The 13596-nt window shown below is 71.7% G+C and carries 15 protein-coding genes; 10 read left to right on the top strand and 5 right to left on the bottom strand.

Annotated elements, in window-relative coordinates; genetic code table 11:
* The first annotated feature begins 40 nt into the window (after positions 1–40).
* A complete protein-coding gene (locus tag ACWGH4_RS02310; RefSeq protein WP_453454581.1) occupies positions 41–1432 on the top strand; it encodes an amino acid permease in 1392 nt (463 codons plus the stop codon).
* Complete coding sequence (locus tag ACWGH4_RS02305) at positions 1390–2430, top strand: zinc-dependent alcohol dehydrogenase family protein (protein WP_453454579.1); 1041 nt, start codon at positions 1390–1392, stop codon at positions 2428–2430. The genes ACWGH4_RS02310 and ACWGH4_RS02305 overlap by 43 nt, the downstream gene beginning before the upstream one ends.
* A 137-nt stretch (positions 2431–2567) precedes the next feature.
* Here ACWGH4_RS02305 and ACWGH4_RS02300 read toward each other — a convergent pair whose 3' ends face one another.
* Positions 2568–2738, bottom strand: a complete 171-nt coding sequence (locus ACWGH4_RS02300; RefSeq protein WP_453454577.1) for a hypothetical protein — start codon at positions 2736–2738, stop codon at positions 2568–2570.
* A 164-nt stretch (positions 2739–2902) separates the two neighbouring features.
* Between ACWGH4_RS02300 and ACWGH4_RS02295 the strand changes: the two genes are divergently transcribed.
* From ACWGH4_RS02295 to ACWGH4_RS02285, 3 genes are all read left to right on the top strand, one after another.
* Entirely contained in the window at positions 2903–4072 is a 1170-nt protein-coding gene (locus ACWGH4_RS02295; RefSeq protein ID WP_453454576.1) for a PP2C family protein-serine/threonine phosphatase, read from the top strand.
* Between the two features lie 177 nt (positions 4073–4249).
* A complete protein-coding gene (locus ACWGH4_RS02290; RefSeq protein ID WP_453454574.1) occupies positions 4250–4597 on the top strand; it encodes a hypothetical protein in 348 nt (115 codons plus the stop codon).
* Between the two features lie 264 nt (positions 4598–4861).
* Positions 4862–5281, top strand: coding sequence for a hypothetical protein (locus ACWGH4_RS02285; RefSeq protein WP_453454572.1), 420 nt, complete (start codon positions 4862–4864; stop codon positions 5279–5281).
* On the opposite strand, the gene ACWGH4_RS02280 is transcribed toward ACWGH4_RS02285, so the two are convergent.
* Together ACWGH4_RS02280 and ACWGH4_RS02275 are read right to left on the bottom strand one after the other, a co-directional pair.
* Positions 5271–6101: a helix-turn-helix domain-containing protein gene (locus tag ACWGH4_RS02280; protein WP_453454571.1), complete on the bottom strand. Its 831-nt coding sequence runs from the start codon at positions 6099–6101 to the stop codon at positions 5271–5273. The two genes, ACWGH4_RS02285 and ACWGH4_RS02280, sit on opposite strands and share 11 nt — an antisense overlap.
* A 32-nt stretch (positions 6102–6133) precedes the next feature.
* Positions 6134–6553, bottom strand: a complete 420-nt coding sequence (locus tag ACWGH4_RS02275; protein WP_441261707.1) for an SsgA family sporulation/cell division regulator — start codon at positions 6551–6553, stop codon at positions 6134–6136.
* Positions 6554–7684: 1131 nt separating this feature from the next.
* Here ACWGH4_RS02275 and ACWGH4_RS02270 point away from each other — a divergent pair.
* On the top strand, positions 7685–9223 hold the full coding sequence (locus ACWGH4_RS02270; protein WP_453454569.1) for an ATP-dependent DNA ligase: 1539 nt from the start codon (positions 7685–7687) through the stop codon (positions 9221–9223).
* 148 nt (positions 9224–9371) lie between these two features.
* On the opposite strand, the gene ACWGH4_RS02265 is transcribed toward ACWGH4_RS02270, so the two are convergent.
* A complete protein-coding gene (locus ACWGH4_RS02265; protein ID WP_037773270.1) occupies positions 9372–9878 on the bottom strand; it encodes an FBP domain-containing protein in 507 nt (168 codons plus the stop codon).
* Positions 9879–9980: 102 nt separating this feature from the next.
* Here ACWGH4_RS02265 and ACWGH4_RS02260 point away from each other — a divergent pair, with 102 nt between their 5' ends.
* From ACWGH4_RS02260 to ACWGH4_RS02245, 4 genes are all read left to right on the top strand, one after another.
* On the top strand, positions 9981–10283 hold the full coding sequence (locus ACWGH4_RS02260; RefSeq protein ID WP_441261710.1) for a 4a-hydroxytetrahydrobiopterin dehydratase: 303 nt from the start codon (positions 9981–9983) through the stop codon (positions 10281–10283).
* A 54-nt stretch (positions 10284–10337) separates the two neighbouring features.
* Entirely contained in the window at positions 10338–11075 is a 738-nt protein-coding gene (locus tag ACWGH4_RS02255; protein ID WP_453454566.1) for a class I SAM-dependent methyltransferase, read from the top strand.
* 87 nt (positions 11076–11162) lie between these two features.
* Positions 11163–12125, top strand: coding sequence for an AraC family transcriptional regulator (locus ACWGH4_RS02250; protein WP_453454564.1), 963 nt, complete (start codon positions 11163–11165; stop codon positions 12123–12125).
* A 27-nt stretch (positions 12126–12152) separates the two neighbouring features.
* Positions 12153–13016 carry a class I SAM-dependent methyltransferase gene (locus ACWGH4_RS02245; protein WP_453454562.1) on the top strand — a complete coding sequence of 288 codons (864 nt, stop codon included), beginning with the start codon at positions 12153–12155 and terminating at the stop codon, positions 13014–13016.
* A gap of 56 nt (positions 13017–13072) precedes the next feature.
* Here the strand turns inward: ACWGH4_RS02245 and ACWGH4_RS02240 are convergent, their stop codons facing one another.
* Entirely contained in the window at positions 13073–13531 is a 459-nt protein-coding gene (locus tag ACWGH4_RS02240) for an RICIN domain-containing protein (protein WP_453454560.1), read from the bottom strand.
* Between the last annotated feature and the right edge of the window lie 65 nt (positions 13532–13596).

Raw genomic sequence — 13596 nt, 5'->3', positions numbered from 1 at the left:
TCCCCGACACCGCCGCGCACCGGAAGAGGCCGCACACCCCATGACCACCCAAGCACCACAGAACAGGCATGCCCGCAGGTTCGGGCTGCCCGTCGCCACGGCCCTGGTCATGGGCAACATCATCGGCGGCGGCATCTTCCTGCTCCCCGCGTCCGTCGCCCCGTTCGGCACCATCAGCCTGGTCGCGTTCGTGGTCCTCACCGCCGGAGCGATCGCGCTCGCCCTCGTCTTCGGCCGGCTCGCGGAGCGGCACCCCAGGACCGGCGGCCCGTACGTCTACGCCCGCGAGGCGTTCGGCGACTTCGCCGGCTTCCTCGCCGCCTGGTCGTACTGGATCACCACCTGGGTCTCCAACGCGGCCCTCGCCGTCGCCGCCGTGGGCTACCTCGACGTGCTGATACCCGTCCAGCACTCCACGGCGGCCACCATCGCCGCCGCGCTGGTCCTGCAGTGGCTGCCCGCGCTCGCCAACCTGGCCGGCACCCGCTACGTCGGCGCCGTCCAGCTAGTCTCCACCGTGCTGAAGTTCGTGCCGCTGCTGCTCGTCGCCGTCGGCGGGCTGTTCTTCTTCGACACCGACAACCTCGGCCCCTTCCAGGCCGGTGACCACAGCGCGGCCGGAGCGGTCTCCGCGTCCGCCGCCATCCTGCTCTTCAGCTACCTGGGCGTCGAGTCCGCCGCGGTCAGCGCCGGCGAGGTCAAGGACCCCGCGCGCAACGTCGGCCGGGCCACCGTCCTCGGCACCGCCGCGGCCGCCGGCATCTACCTGCTCGGCACCCTCGCCGTCTTCGGCACCGTCGCACACGACGAGCTCGTCGGCTCCACCGCGCCCTTCAGCGACGCGGTCGACTCCATGTTCGGCGGCAGCTGGGGAGGCACCGTCGTCGCCCTGGCCGCACTGGTCTCCATGGTCGGCGCCCTCAACGGCTGGACCCTGCTCAGCGCCCAGACCCCGTACGCGGCGGCGAAGGACGGCCTGTTCCCCCCGGTGTTCGCCACCAAGCGGCGCGGTGTGCCGACCGCCGGCGTCCTCGTCACCGTCGTCCTCGCGTCGCTGCTGACCATCTACAACTACACCGCGGGATCGCAGCGGGTCTTCGAGATCCTGGTCCTCGTCACCACCTTCACCGCCACCGTGCCCTACCTGCTGGCGACCGCCGCCCAGATCTACTACCTGCTCTCCGGCCGGCCGGAGAGGGTGGACCGGCGGCGCCTCGTGCGCGACGCGGTCCTCGCCGCCGCGGCCTTCGGATTCTCCATGTGGCTGGTCGCCGGCTCCGGTTACGAGGCCGTCTACCAGGGGGTGCTGTTCCTCTTCGCCGGGGTGCTGGTGTACGCCTGGATGTCGGCCCGCAGGACCAGGGCCGCAGGAACCGAGGAGAGTGGCACGTGCGCGCAGTCGTATTCGACGAGTTCGGTGGAAGGCCGGTAGTACGCGAGGTCCCGGACCCGCGGCCGTCGCCCGACGGCGTCGTCGTCCGGGTCGGGGCGACGGGGCTGTGCCGCAGCGACTGGCACGGCTGGATGGGCCACGACGAGGGCATAGCCACTCCGCACGTCCCCGGACACGAACTGGCGGGCGTGGTCCACTCCGTCGGCCCGGACGTCGTCCGCTGGAGCCCCGGCGACCGGGTGACCGTGCCGTTCATCTGCGCCTGCGGGCGGTGCGCCGCCTGCGCCGACGGCAACCAGCAGGTGTGCGAACGCCAGGAGCAGCCGGGGTTCACGCACTGGGGCTCCTTCGCCGAGTTCGTCCCGCTCCGTCACGCGGACACCAACCTGGTGGCGCTGCCGGAGAGCATGTCGTTCACCACCGCCGCGAGCCTCGGCTGCCGCTTCGCCACCGCCTTCCGCGCGGTGGCGGGCCAGGGGCGGGTACGGCCGGGGGAGTGGGTCGCGGTGCACGGCTGCGGCGGAGTGGGCCTCTCCGCGGTGATGATCGCCGCGGCCTGCGGGGCCCGGGTCGTCGCCGTGGACGTCTCGCCGGGCGCGCTGGAACTGGCCCGTACCTTCGGCGCGGAGGTCTGCCTGGACGCCTCCGAGCTCGCCGAGGGCGAGGTCGGCGCGGCGCTGCGTGATCTGACCGGAGGCGGCGCACACCTCTCACTGGATGCCCTCGGCGCGCCGGTGACCTGCGTGAACTCGGTGCAGAGCCTGCGCAGGCAGGGCCGGCACGTGCAGGTCGGCCTCCTCCCGTCGGGCGTCGAACTGCCCATGGACCGGGTGGTCGCCCTCGAGCTGGAGATCCTCGGCAGCCACGGCATGGCGGCCCACGCCTACCCGGAGATGATGGCCATGGTCGCCTCCGGCGCCCTGCGGCCCGACCTCCTGGTCACCAAGGAAATAGGCCTCGACGCCGTACCGGACGCCCTGACGGCGCTCGGGACCGCGTCCGGCACGGGCGTCACGGTGATCGTCCCGGGCGCCTGACCGTCATTACCTCCGGCGCAATCCGGATTCCCCCCTGCCTGCCTGGCGTTCGGCCTGGTCAAGCGGCAGATGCATTGATGCGTATCAGGCAGGGGGAGCCATAAGGGGAGCCATGTTGCTCTGAATCAGGCATTCGCTCAGCCGTCAGCGGACGGGGACTCGTCGGACTTGAAGATGTGCTCCATGGCTTCAGCTCCCTCCTTGATGACCGGGCGGAATTGCTTGCGGTAGACGCGTTCGGTCACTGCTGTGCCGCTGCGGCCGACGACGCGGGCGATGACCTCGATCGGGATGCCGTGATCGGACACCCCGCGGTGTGCGGCGGACGGTGTGTGACATGCCGCTGGCGGCGTAATGGGGGTTTGGCCCGTCTGGCGGGATAACGCTGTGTTGCGTCGCATGACGGGTGCCGCCCGGGGGTGCACACAGCACGCGAGTGGCCTCTGAGCGGATCCACTGAAAGGAGCCGGACATGGTCGAGGGTTCTGCAGGGCTGGCCGGACTGCTTGCTGCGGCAGAGGCAAGGATGCCCGTTGAGTCGGCCGAGGCGGTCGCTTTCGCGTTGGCGAGGAGCCTGGACGCGCGATCCGTGTCCTTCCTGATCACTGACTTCACCGGCAACGCCGTCGTGCGTCTGAGCAACGCCGACGCCGCCGAGGAACGGGAGCACATCAAGTTGCCCGGCACCATCTATGAACAGGTACTGCGCGACCAGCGGGTGTCCGTCCGCCCAGCCCCGGAGAACGACAGACAGGTCCAGATCGTGGCCCCAGTGACCAACCGCGGGGACGCCATCGGGCTTCTTGAAGTCCTCCTCCCTGAAGCCCCCGAACCCGCAACTGTGCAGACAATGACCGAAGCGGCCCATGCTCTGGCCTACATCCTCATCGCCAATCGCCGTTTCACCGACCTGTACCAGTGGGGTCGCCGCACCCTCCCGGTGAACCTGGCCGCCGAGATCCAGAACACTCTCCTTCCCGACAGCCTCACCTGCGAAGCACCGCAGTTCACGATCTCCGGCGAGCTGATCCCGGCCGAGACGATCGCCGGTGACACCTTCGATCACTCCCTCGACCGACACACCCTTCATGTGTCCATCACCGATGCCATGGGCCACAACGTCCGTGCCGCTCTCATGGCCACCCTGCTTGTCGGCGCTCTGCGCAGTGCCCGGCGCAGTGGAGCCGACCTCGCCGAACAGGCCCGGCAGGCCCATCAGGCCCTGCTCGACCACGGCGTCCTCGGCCCATTGGTCACCGGCCAGCTCTTGCGCATCGACCTGCAGACGGGAAGCGCCGAGTTCGTCAACGCCGGCCACCCCTGGCCCTGGCGCCTGCGCGGGGGACGCCTCGATCACATCACTCCCAACATCGATCCGCCCTTCGGCGCCCCCCTGCCGCACCCGCACCGCGTCCAGTCCCTCCAGCTGCAACCAGGTGACCGCCTCATCCTGGTCACCGATGGCATGCTCGAGCGCAACGCCGCCGCCGATGACCTTCCCGCCCTGATCAAGGCCACCCGCGATCTGCATCCTCGCCAGGCCGTTCACGCGCTCACCCAGGCCGTCCTACATGCCCAACAAGGTGTCCTGCACGACGACGCCACCGTGGTCTGCCTGGACTGGCGAGGCACCCGGGACTAGGCACTGATTCTCGGATCTCCTGACACGGGTGGGATGTTGGGGTCAGAGGGCCGTACGTTCGCCCCGTTCAGCGCTCGAACCGTCCGTGAACGATCGCAGCTTCCCAAGCTGATGGCCTACCGCCGGCATCTCAGCGGCCGGCTTCCCTTCGCCGCATGCCGGACCGATCATGGGGTCATGGTGTCAAGCATCGTCGTTCAGTACACCGATCTCCTGCGGACCAGCGACTACGACCTGTGGAGCCGGTTGCGGGAGCTTCTGAAGGCCCAGGGACTTGATCCGGACCGAACGATCGTCGTCGACCTCTTGCAGGAAGGTCCCGATCACGAGGACGGCCGGGTGATTTCCGAGGAAGGCAGGGTCTACAAGTTCACTCTCTACTATGACCAAGCAGCAGAGCACGGCGCGCGTAGCGCCCGCCTCGACCGCTGGACCGAGATAACCGATTCTTGGCGGTGCGGATCGCTGGCTGCCCGAACAGCCGACGCTTTCGCTTGGATGTCATCGCCCGAGAGCCCCGTTTGAGTTGCTTCGAACCGAACAGGCCGCCGTGCCACAGCCGTGCCAGATGCAGGGGTCAGCGTGTCCGCCGGCTCGGTGCTCGAAGCGGCAAATCACTTGGGTTGGCTCCCTCTGGATGTCGTCCTGTCCGCTGCCGCATTACCTCCGGCGTAATCGACCTCCGCATGGGGCGCAGGGCAGTCTGTGAGCACCGGGACCCGGGCGGCGCACTCCGTCCGGGCTCCGGGCCCACGACCAGCCCGCAACCTCGACGGAGGCTGATCCGCCATGTCCGCCACCCTGCTCGCCAACATCTCCCGTACCACCGAGCCGCAGACCATGCTGCGCCGGTTCCTCGCAGCCGACGCCGCCGTGACCGGCGCCAACGGCCTTGCCTATGCGGCCGCTTCGGGGCCGCTCGGGCGGCTCCTCGGAGTCGACGCCACACTCTTGCTCGGCCTCGGTCTTTTCCTGACCGCCTACGCGGCGTTCGTCGGAGTGCTCGCCGCCCGCCCCCGGCCGCCGAGGGCCGCGGTCACCCTGGTCGTCGACACGAACATCCTGTGGTCGGTGCTCAGCCTCGCCGCTCTGGTGCTGTGGCTCGATCCCACCGCCGTGGGCGCAGCCTGGGCCGTGGTCCAGGCGCTGACCGTCGCCGGCTTCGCCGTCGTCCAGTGGTCCGCGCTGCGCGCGACCACTACGGCGTGAGCGACTGCAGGTACTTCACCGTCGCCGGGTCGGCCGGGAGCAGCGTCTCGATGGCCAGCTCGGCGACGGTCACGTCCATGGGCGTGTTGAAGGTCGAGATCGACGACACGAAGGAGAGGACCCGGCCCTCGTGCTCGATCCGCAGCGGCAGAGCGAAGTACGGGAACGGTGCTTCCCCTGCCTCGCTCTCGTCCTCCGCGAGGCCCGTGTGCGCGTCGTCGCCGGCTTCCGGCAGCGGATAGGCCGCGACCTCGTCGTACAGCGCGCGCAGCGCGTCGGAGCGGGCCAACGCGATCTGCCGCTCCATCTGGGCCAGCAGATGCGCGCGCCACTGGCGCAGATTGCGGATCCGGGGCGCGAGACCCTCGGGGTGCAGAGTGATCCGCATGGCGTTCAGCGGCGGGGCGAGCAGGTGCTCCGGCAGGCTGTCGAGCAGCATCGCGATCCCCCGGTTCGCGGCGAGCACGTTGTACGTGCCGTCGACGACCAGCGCGGGGTACGGCTCGTAGCCGTTCAGGAGCTGCTCCATGCCCTCACGCAATGCCTCCATCGCCGGGTCGCCCAGCGGTGTCTCCGCGTACCGGGGGGCGTAACCCGCCGCCAGCAGGAGGGAGTTGCGTTCCCGTACCGGGATGTCGAGATGCTCGGCGAGGCGCAGGACCATGTCCTCGCTGGGGCGGGAGCGGCCCGTCTCGACGAAGCTGATGTGGCGGGCGGAGGAGCCGGCGCGCAGAGCCAGTTCGAGCTGGCTCAACCGCCGGCGCTCGCGCCAGCCGCGCAGCAGCGGCCCTACTCCCGTACCGGACGCGACAGTTGTCATAGCCAGACCGTAGTACGCCGGCCATCGGTGACTCAGCCCCGGGCGTTGCCCAGCAGCGCCGCGAGGGCGCGTTCGATGTCGAGGGCCGCCGCCTCGTTGCCGGCCGGCACGGTCGCGTACGAGCGGACCAGGAACCGGCGCAGGCCGGCCGTGTCGAGCTGGAGCAGCGCGACGCCCTCCGGCGAACGCAGTTCGATCATGGTCTGCACGCGTCCGCAGGGCCAGACGTGCACATCGCCGTCGCCGGTCGGTGCGCGCAGTCCCGCGTCGAGCAGGCTGCGGGCGAAGGTCCAGGTCACGCCGGTGTCGTTCAGGCATGCCTCCGGAGGGAAGACCATGCGGACGGCGAACGGGTCGGTGTCGCAGTAGCGCAGAACCACCGGCACGGACAGGGAGTGGGGCGCATCGCTGATGAGACGGGCCCGGACGGATTGCTCGATGGTCGATGACATCGCTCGCTCCTCTGCTGCTGCGCGGTTCCGCTCTCGTGCACGTACGTCGTCCCGGGCAGGCCGTGCCCGCGAGCGACGCCAGTGGCGCGTGTGACCTGCATCACCAAGACTGAAACGATTGAGCCAGGATGGCTAGGGTTTTGCGCCACCGCATATCCGTGTATTTGGGACCGGGGGCGGGTTACGGGCGGGTATCCGGAAACCGGATCCGCGCGCTGCCGGCCGGGAGTCCGGCGGGCGGGGAAGGGGAGGCCCCGGCCGGACGGGGGTTTCCGGCCGGGGCGGTCACTGGGTGTGGTGCGAACGTCGGTCGCCACCGGGTGACGCGCTCCGCGGGAGCGTCGGTCGAACGGTCTTCCCGGCGCGCGAACGGCGAGGTCGGGGGAGTGCGTCCCCTTCGCATCCACGTGTAGATGAACGATAAACCATCGAATGGTGTTCCGTGGAATCCCCCGCCCCGTCTGTGACGAGGGTTACTCGCCGTTACCCCGGGCGCGCTGGCGCGTCCCGGCCACTCGCCGCCCCGCGCTCCCACGGAGCCCGGCGCCTGCGGCAGCGGGAACCGGCCGGCGGACACGCGGCTCGCGTGCCGCCCCACTGGCAGTGCCACGCGCCCACGGAGCCTGGTGCCTGCGGCAGCGGGTACTGGCCCGCGGACACCCGGCTCGCGTGCCGTCCCGTCGGCAAGGTCTACGGTCGCGGAGCCTGGTGCCTGCGGCAGCGGGTACCGGCCCGCGGACACCCCGCCGCGTGCCGCCCCACCGGCAGGGCCACGCGGTTGCGGGCCTGCTGCTCCGTCGGATTCGTCCGGTCGATCGCGTGCGCGACGCCGCGCGCGTCCGTAGCCGCCGGTCGGTGCTGGCCGGCTGCGCCGGAGCGAGTGTGGGGCGTGCAGTCCTGAGCCGCGACGGCCGTCGTCACAGCGACGCGAGAGAGCCGGCCGACGGGCCCCTGTCTGTGCGTCGAGCGGTCAAACCGACGGAAGAGCAGGGGAGTTGGGTGAACCGCCCGGAGACCGTGCCGGCCGCCGCGGACGCCCCCGGGGTGCGCTGCGGGCAGGTCGCCGAGGGCGGGCCGGACGGGGCGCGGCGCCGGGGTGCGTGCGTCGCCCGGCCGGGGCACGATGGCCGCATGCTGCTCGCCCGCGTCGCCGAAGTGTCCCGTGAGGTGGCCGCCACATCGGCCCGTTCGCGCAAGATCGCCGCGCTGGCGGACCTCTTCTCGGAGGCCTGGCCGGAGGATGTCGCCCTGGTCATCTCGTACCTGGCCGGGCGGGTGCCCCAGGGCCGCATCGGCATCGGCTGGAGCGTCCTCAAGGAATCCGTGCCGCCCGCCTCCGTGCCGTCCCTCACCGTCGGCGGGACCGACGCCGCGCTCGCGGCCCTCGCCCAGGTCTCCGGCCCCGGCGCCCAGGCGGAACGCCGCAGCCGGGTGCACCGGCTGATGTCGGCGGCCACCGCGGAGGAGCAGGAGTTCCTCGTACGGCTCCTCACCGGGGAGGTCCGTCAGGGCGCACTGGACGCCGTCGCGCTGGAGGCCGTCGCGAAGGCCGCGGGAGCTCCGTCGGCGGACGTGCGCCGCGCGGTCATGCTGGAAGGGTCGCTGCCCCGCGTCGCGGCGGCGCTGCTCGCCGGCGGTCCGGCGGCACTCGAGCAGTTCCGGCTGAGGGTCGGCAACCCGGTGCAGCCCATGCTCGCCCACAGCGCGAAGTCCGTGACGGAAGCCGTCGAGGCCCTTGGTGCCGCCTGCGTCGTCGAGGAGAAACTCGACGGCATCCGTGTGCAGGTGCACCGCGAAGGGACCGATGTCCGGATCTTCACCAGGTCTCTCGACGACATCACCCACCGGCTGCCCGAAGTGGCCCAGCAGACCCGGGAAATGGCGGGCGACCGGTTCATCCTCGACGGGGAGGTCATCGCGATGGCCGCCGACGGCAGGCCCGTCCCCTTCCAGGACATCGCCTCCCGCGTGGGCTCGCGGCTCGACGTCGAGGCGGCCCGCACCACCCTGCCGCTGTACCCGGTGTACTTCGACGTGCTCGCCGCCGACGGGGAGCCGACGCTCGACCTGCCGGGCCGTGAACGGCACCGGATCCTCGCCCGGCTCGTCCCCGAACCGACGCGGGTACGGCGCACGGTCGTCGAGGACCCGTCCGACCCCGCACAGGTCGCCGCCGCGGAGGAGTTCTTCACCGCGACCCTGGACCGTGGGCACGAGGGTGTCCTCGTCAAGGCACTGGACGCGCCGTACAGCGCCGGCCGCCGCGGCCGCTCCTGGCTCAAGGTCAAGCCGGTCCACACCCTGGACCTGGTGGTCCTGGCCGTCGAACGGGGCCACGGCCGGCGCACCGGACTGCTCTCCAACCTCCACCTCGGCGCCCGCTCGGCCGACGGCGGCTTCGTGATGCTCGGCAAGACCTTCAAGGGCCTCACCGACGACATGCTGCGCCGGCAGACCGAGATGCTCGGGGAACTGGCCGTCGAGGACGACGGGTTCACCGTCCGCGTCCGGCCGGAACTGGTCGTGGAGGTCGCCTACGACGGGCTCCAGCGGTCCACGCGCTACCCGGCGGGCGTCGCCCTGCGGTTCGCGCGGGTGCTGCGCCACCGGCCGGACAAGTCCGCGGCGGAGGCCGACACGATCGAACAGGTCCTGGCCGCGGGCCGCTGACCCGCCGCACGGCCGCTGATCCGCCGCCCCCGCGCCCTTCCGCCCCGGTCGCTCCTCCGCCTCCGGTCGCTGTCCGCCGCGAGCCGTTGATCCGGGCCCGGCAGCGCGGACCGACCGCCGGCCGCCGGGCGTCGCCCGGCCCGGCTGGTCAGCGCAGGCCGAGCACCTTGTCGGCGAAGGCCCACAGGTTGCCCGTGGTCCGGTCGATCTGCTCCTCCAAAGTGAGGTTCTCCTCGTAGCGTCCGTGCCGCAGCTTCGGCTGCCGCTTGCCGCGGATGTACAGCGAGCAGGCCAGATCGGCGCACAGATACGTGCCGACCGTGTTCCCCTCCCGGCCCGCCGCGCCGGCCAGCGGCGCCGCGAACAGGGTCACCCCCGACGAGGCGTGGGCGGTGAGGCACGCCTGGCACATGCTCGATTTCACCGCACTGGTCCGTCCGGTGGACGGGACTCGGAGCGTGATGCCGACCGGTCCCTCCTCCCGCGGCAGCACCAGGTGCGCCTTCAGCGGCGCTCCAGGGTCGACCCAGCCCAGGAAGTCCAGGTCGGGCCAGGGGAGTTCGGCGAAGTCGGCGGGCAGGCGCATACGCGTCGCCTCACCCTTGGTGCAGTTCACGAAGGAGGCACGGATCTGTTTGTCGGTCAATGGTTCCACTCGGTGGAACGTACACAGCGTGGCCCGTGCGGGCACCCGATTTATCGGGCATCGGATCTATGGTGTTCCCGTCCGCCGCCCCCTGCCGGAAGGATCCTGGCCATGCCCACAGAGCCGCTGTCGCAGAAGGAGATCGAGGACCGGCTCCGGGAGCTTCCCGGCTGGTCCCTGGAAGGCGACAGGATCGCCCGCTCCTACCGCCTCGACTCGCACTTCGCGGCGACCGCCCTGGTCGTCCACATCGCCCAGATCCAGGAGGAGCTGAACCACCACTCCGACCTCACCCTCGGCTACAACTCGGTCGCCCTGACCGTCCAGTCGCACGATGTGAACGCCCTGACGGAACGCGACTTCGCCCTGGCCGAGCGCGTCGAGGAGATCGCCCCGGCCCACGGGGCGAACTGAGGCGGGACGCGAAAACAGCACCGTCCCGCCCGCCGGTCCGGCATGCTTCGGATCATGCTGGACTACGACCTCGAAGCCGACGCGTACGACGCCACCCGTGGTGGCGTGCCCAGGGCGGAGGCCGCCGCCGCGGCGGTCCTCGGCCTGGTGCCGGACCGGGCGCGCACGCTGCTCGACATCGGCTGCGGCACCGGCCTGGTGACCGAACGGCTGCGCCGCCCCGGGCTGCGGGTGTTCGGCTGCGACGGGGCGTACGGTATGGCCCGCAAGGCCACGGGCCGCATCGGCGGCTCCGTGGTCCTCGGCGACGTACGGCGTCTGCCGCTGCGCGACGGGGCCGTTGACGCGGTCAGCGCCGTGTGGCTGCTGCACCTCGTCCCCCGGTCCGCGGCGGTCGTCGCGGAGGCCGCCCGGGTGCTCAGGCCCGGCGGGGTGTTCGTCACCACCGTCGACAAGGACGCCGGTCACGACGTGGACAGCGACATCGACACCGTCCTGCGCCCCCACCGCTCCTTCGCCGCCGCCTCCGACCGCGCCGACAGGATCGAGGCGTACGCCGCGGCGCACGGCCTGCGGCCCGCGGGCGGAGCGCGGTTCGCCGGACACGGCCAGGGCCGCACACCCCGCGGCGCCGCCTCAGCCCTTTCGGCGGGACGCTTCCGCTCCTGGTTCACCGACGCGGACGGCGCGACGGCCCGCGCGCTCGCCTCGGAGCTGGCCCTGCTGCCCGGCCAGGACTCCCGCCGCCCCGATCCGTCGTACACCCTGCGGGCGTTCCGCAAGGAAGGCTGACGCGGCGGGAGCCCCGCACGCCGTCGCCGGTGCCGTCGGCAGGTGTCGCGGCCCTGCCGGCATACGCGTCCGTCTACGCTGGTGGCCATGGACGCTCTCGCCGGACTTCTGGACGGGCCGCGGGCCAGGGGGGCTTTTCTGCTGCGCATGGTGATGGAGCCGCCGTGGTCCGTGCACATCGACGACGAGGCCCCGCTCTGCCTCATGTGCGTCACCCAGGGGGAATCATGGATCGCCCCGGCCTCCGGCGAACCGGTGCTGCTGCGGCCCGGCGACGTGGCGATCGCCCGCGGACCTGAGCCGTACACGGTCTCCCACGCGCCCGGCGCGGAGCCGCAGGCCAGGATCGGACCCGGCGGCACCTGCCACACCCTCCAGGGGGAACCGCTCGCCCAGGCCATGCGGCTCGGCGTGCGGACCTGGGGCAACGCGCCCGACGGCTCGACGTCCATGCTGATCGGCACCTACCAGATGAAGGGCGAGGTCAGCGGCCGGCTGCTGGACGCGCTGCCGCCGCTGCTGCATCTGTCGGCCGAGGTGTGGAACCACCCGCTGATGACCGTGCTCGACGAGGAGATCGCCCGCGACGACCCCGGCCAGAGCGTGGTGCTCGACCGCGTCCTGGACCTGCTGCTGATCGCCGTGCTGCGCACCTGGTTCTCCCGCCCTGACGCGGAGGCCCCCGCCTGGTACCGGGCCATGGGCGACCCCGTGGTCGGGCAGGCGCTGCGGCTGATCCAGGACGGTCCGGCCCGCCCGTGGACCGTCGCGACGCTGGCCGCCGAGTGCGGGGTCTCCCGGGCGGCGCTCGCCCGGCGCTTCAACGACCTCGTCGGCGAGCCGCCGATGGCCTACCTCACCGGCTGGCGGCTCGCGCTCGCCGCCGACCTGCTGCGCGAGAGCGACGCGACGGTGGAGACGGTGGCCAGGAAGGTCGGCTACAGCGGCTCGTTCGCGCTGAGTGCCGCCTTCAAGCGGGTACGGGGCATCAGCCCGCAGGAGCACCGAACGGGTGGCGCTTTGCCGGAACGGCAACAAAGCTCGCCGTAACCGCAGGTCCCGGTCCACTCTGTGCCCATGAGCCATCACCACGACTCCACACACATCGACTGGGACGAGCACGCGCAACTGCTGGAGCAGGGTGCGGAGCTGCAGAGCCCCATGTACCGGCAGACGGCCGACTGGCTGCGCGAGCTGGTACCGGCCGGCGGCGTCCGGCGCGTTCTCGACATCGGCAGCGGCCCCGGAGTGATCACCGGGCTGCTGGCGGAGGCGTTCCCGTACGCCGAGGTCGTCGCCGTGGACGCCGCCGCGCCCCTGCTGGAACGGGCACAGGCGCGCGCCGCCCGCAACGGCCAGGCCGACCGCGTCCGTACACATCTCGCCGAACTGCCCGAGGGCATCGCGGACCTGGGTGAGGCGGACCTCGTCTGGGCGGCGGGATCCGTGCACCACCTGGGCGACCAGCGTGCCGTGCTCGGGGCACTGGCCCGCCTGGTGCGACCGGGCGGTCTGGTCGCCGTACTCGAGGGCGGGCTGCCGGCCCGCCATCTGCCGCGCGACTTCGGGATCGGCAGGCCCGGCCTGGAGAGCCGGGTCGGTGCCGCCGTCGACGAGTGGTTCGCGCGGATGCGGTCGGAGCTGCCCGGTGCGAAGGACGAGGTCGAGGACTGGCGGGCACTGCTCGCCGCGTCGGGGCTGACGCCGAGCGGTACGCGCTCCTTCCTCCTCGACATCCCGGCGCCCGTGCCGGCGGCGGTGCGGGCGCAGCTGCTGTCCGCCTTCGCGTGGCAGCGCCGGCTGGTCGAGGGGCTGCTGCCGGACGAGGACATCGCGGTCCTGGACCGGCTGCTCGACCCCGAGGACCCCGAAGGGCTGCTGCGGCGGTCCGACGCTTACATGCTGGCCGCGCGCACCGTGTTCACGGCCCGTAAGGACTGAACGGACACCGGGACCGAAGGGACGCGGGGGCCGCGGCCCGACCCGGGTGCGGCCCGTCAGGAGTGCACCGGCTCCAACCGCCACCACTGGCCGGGGGAGTCGGTGTCCTCCCACTGCTGGACGTTCGCCCCGTCCTCGCCCGAGCCGTCGGCCACCTCCAGCAGCAGTCCGCTGATGAAGCTGACGATGGTCACCGTGCCCGGCGAGTCGAGATGCTGTTCGACGATCCACTCCTGGGCGCCGAAGTTGTTCGCCTTCCACTGCTGGACGTTGGCGCCGTTCTCCGTGGAGGCGTTCGCCACGTCGAGGCGTTTGCCACCGGCCACATTGACGAAGTGGTACAGCCCGTTGCCGTTGGGCACGGGCTCGATCCGCCACTGCTGGGCGGGCGAACCGTTCTCCTTGCCCTGCTGGACGTTGACGCCGCTGCCGCCGCGTCCCCCGAACACCTCCAGCAGCAGCCCGCTGCCGACGTTGCGCACCAGGTAGACCCCTGGCTCGAGTGGCCCGTTCACGCTCCCCGCCTCCCTACGGCGCCTCCGGGTGGGAGGCGGGGATCATCGTCGCACCCGCCACCGAC

It is taken from the genome of Streptomyces sp. NPDC054847, from assembly GCF_053610925.1.
This window is presented reverse-complemented; position numbering and strand designations above follow the sequence as displayed.

Bases quoted from the DNA above. Each gene is read 5' to 3' on its own strand.
- ACWGH4_RS02245 (WP_453454562.1), top strand. From the start codon at position 12,153: ATGAGCCATCACCACGACTCCACACACATCGACTGGGACGAGCACGCG.
- ACWGH4_RS02255 (WP_453454566.1), top strand. From the start codon at position 10,338: ATGCTGGACTACGACCTCGAAGCCGACGCGTACGACGCCACCCGTGGT.
- ACWGH4_RS02250 (WP_453454564.1), top strand. From the start codon at position 11,163: ATGGACGCTCTCGCCGGACTTCTGGACGGGCCGCGGGCCAGGGGGGCT.
- ACWGH4_RS02280 (WP_453454571.1), bottom strand. From the start codon at position 6,101: ATGACAACTGTCGCGTCCGGTACGGGAGTAGGGCCGCTGCTGCGCGGC.
- ACWGH4_RS02260 (WP_441261710.1), top strand. From the start codon at position 9,981: ATGCCCACAGAGCCGCTGTCGCAGAAGGAGATCGAGGACCGGCTCCGG.
- ACWGH4_RS02275 (WP_441261707.1), bottom strand. From the start codon at position 6,553: ATGTCATCGACCATCGAGCAATCCGTCCGGGCCCGTCTCATCAGCGAT.
- ACWGH4_RS02290 (WP_453454574.1), top strand. From the start codon at position 4,250: ATGGTGTCAAGCATCGTCGTTCAGTACACCGATCTCCTGCGGACCAGC.
- ACWGH4_RS02285 (WP_453454572.1), top strand. From the start codon at position 4,862: ATGTCCGCCACCCTGCTCGCCAACATCTCCCGTACCACCGAGCCGCAG.
- ACWGH4_RS02310 (WP_453454581.1), top strand. From the start codon at position 41: ATGACCACCCAAGCACCACAGAACAGGCATGCCCGCAGGTTCGGGCTG.
- ACWGH4_RS02270 (WP_453454569.1), top strand. From the start codon at position 7,685: ATGCTGCTCGCCCGCGTCGCCGAAGTGTCCCGTGAGGTGGCCGCCACA.
- ACWGH4_RS02295 (WP_453454576.1), top strand. From the start codon at position 2,903: ATGGTCGAGGGTTCTGCAGGGCTGGCCGGACTGCTTGCTGCGGCAGAG.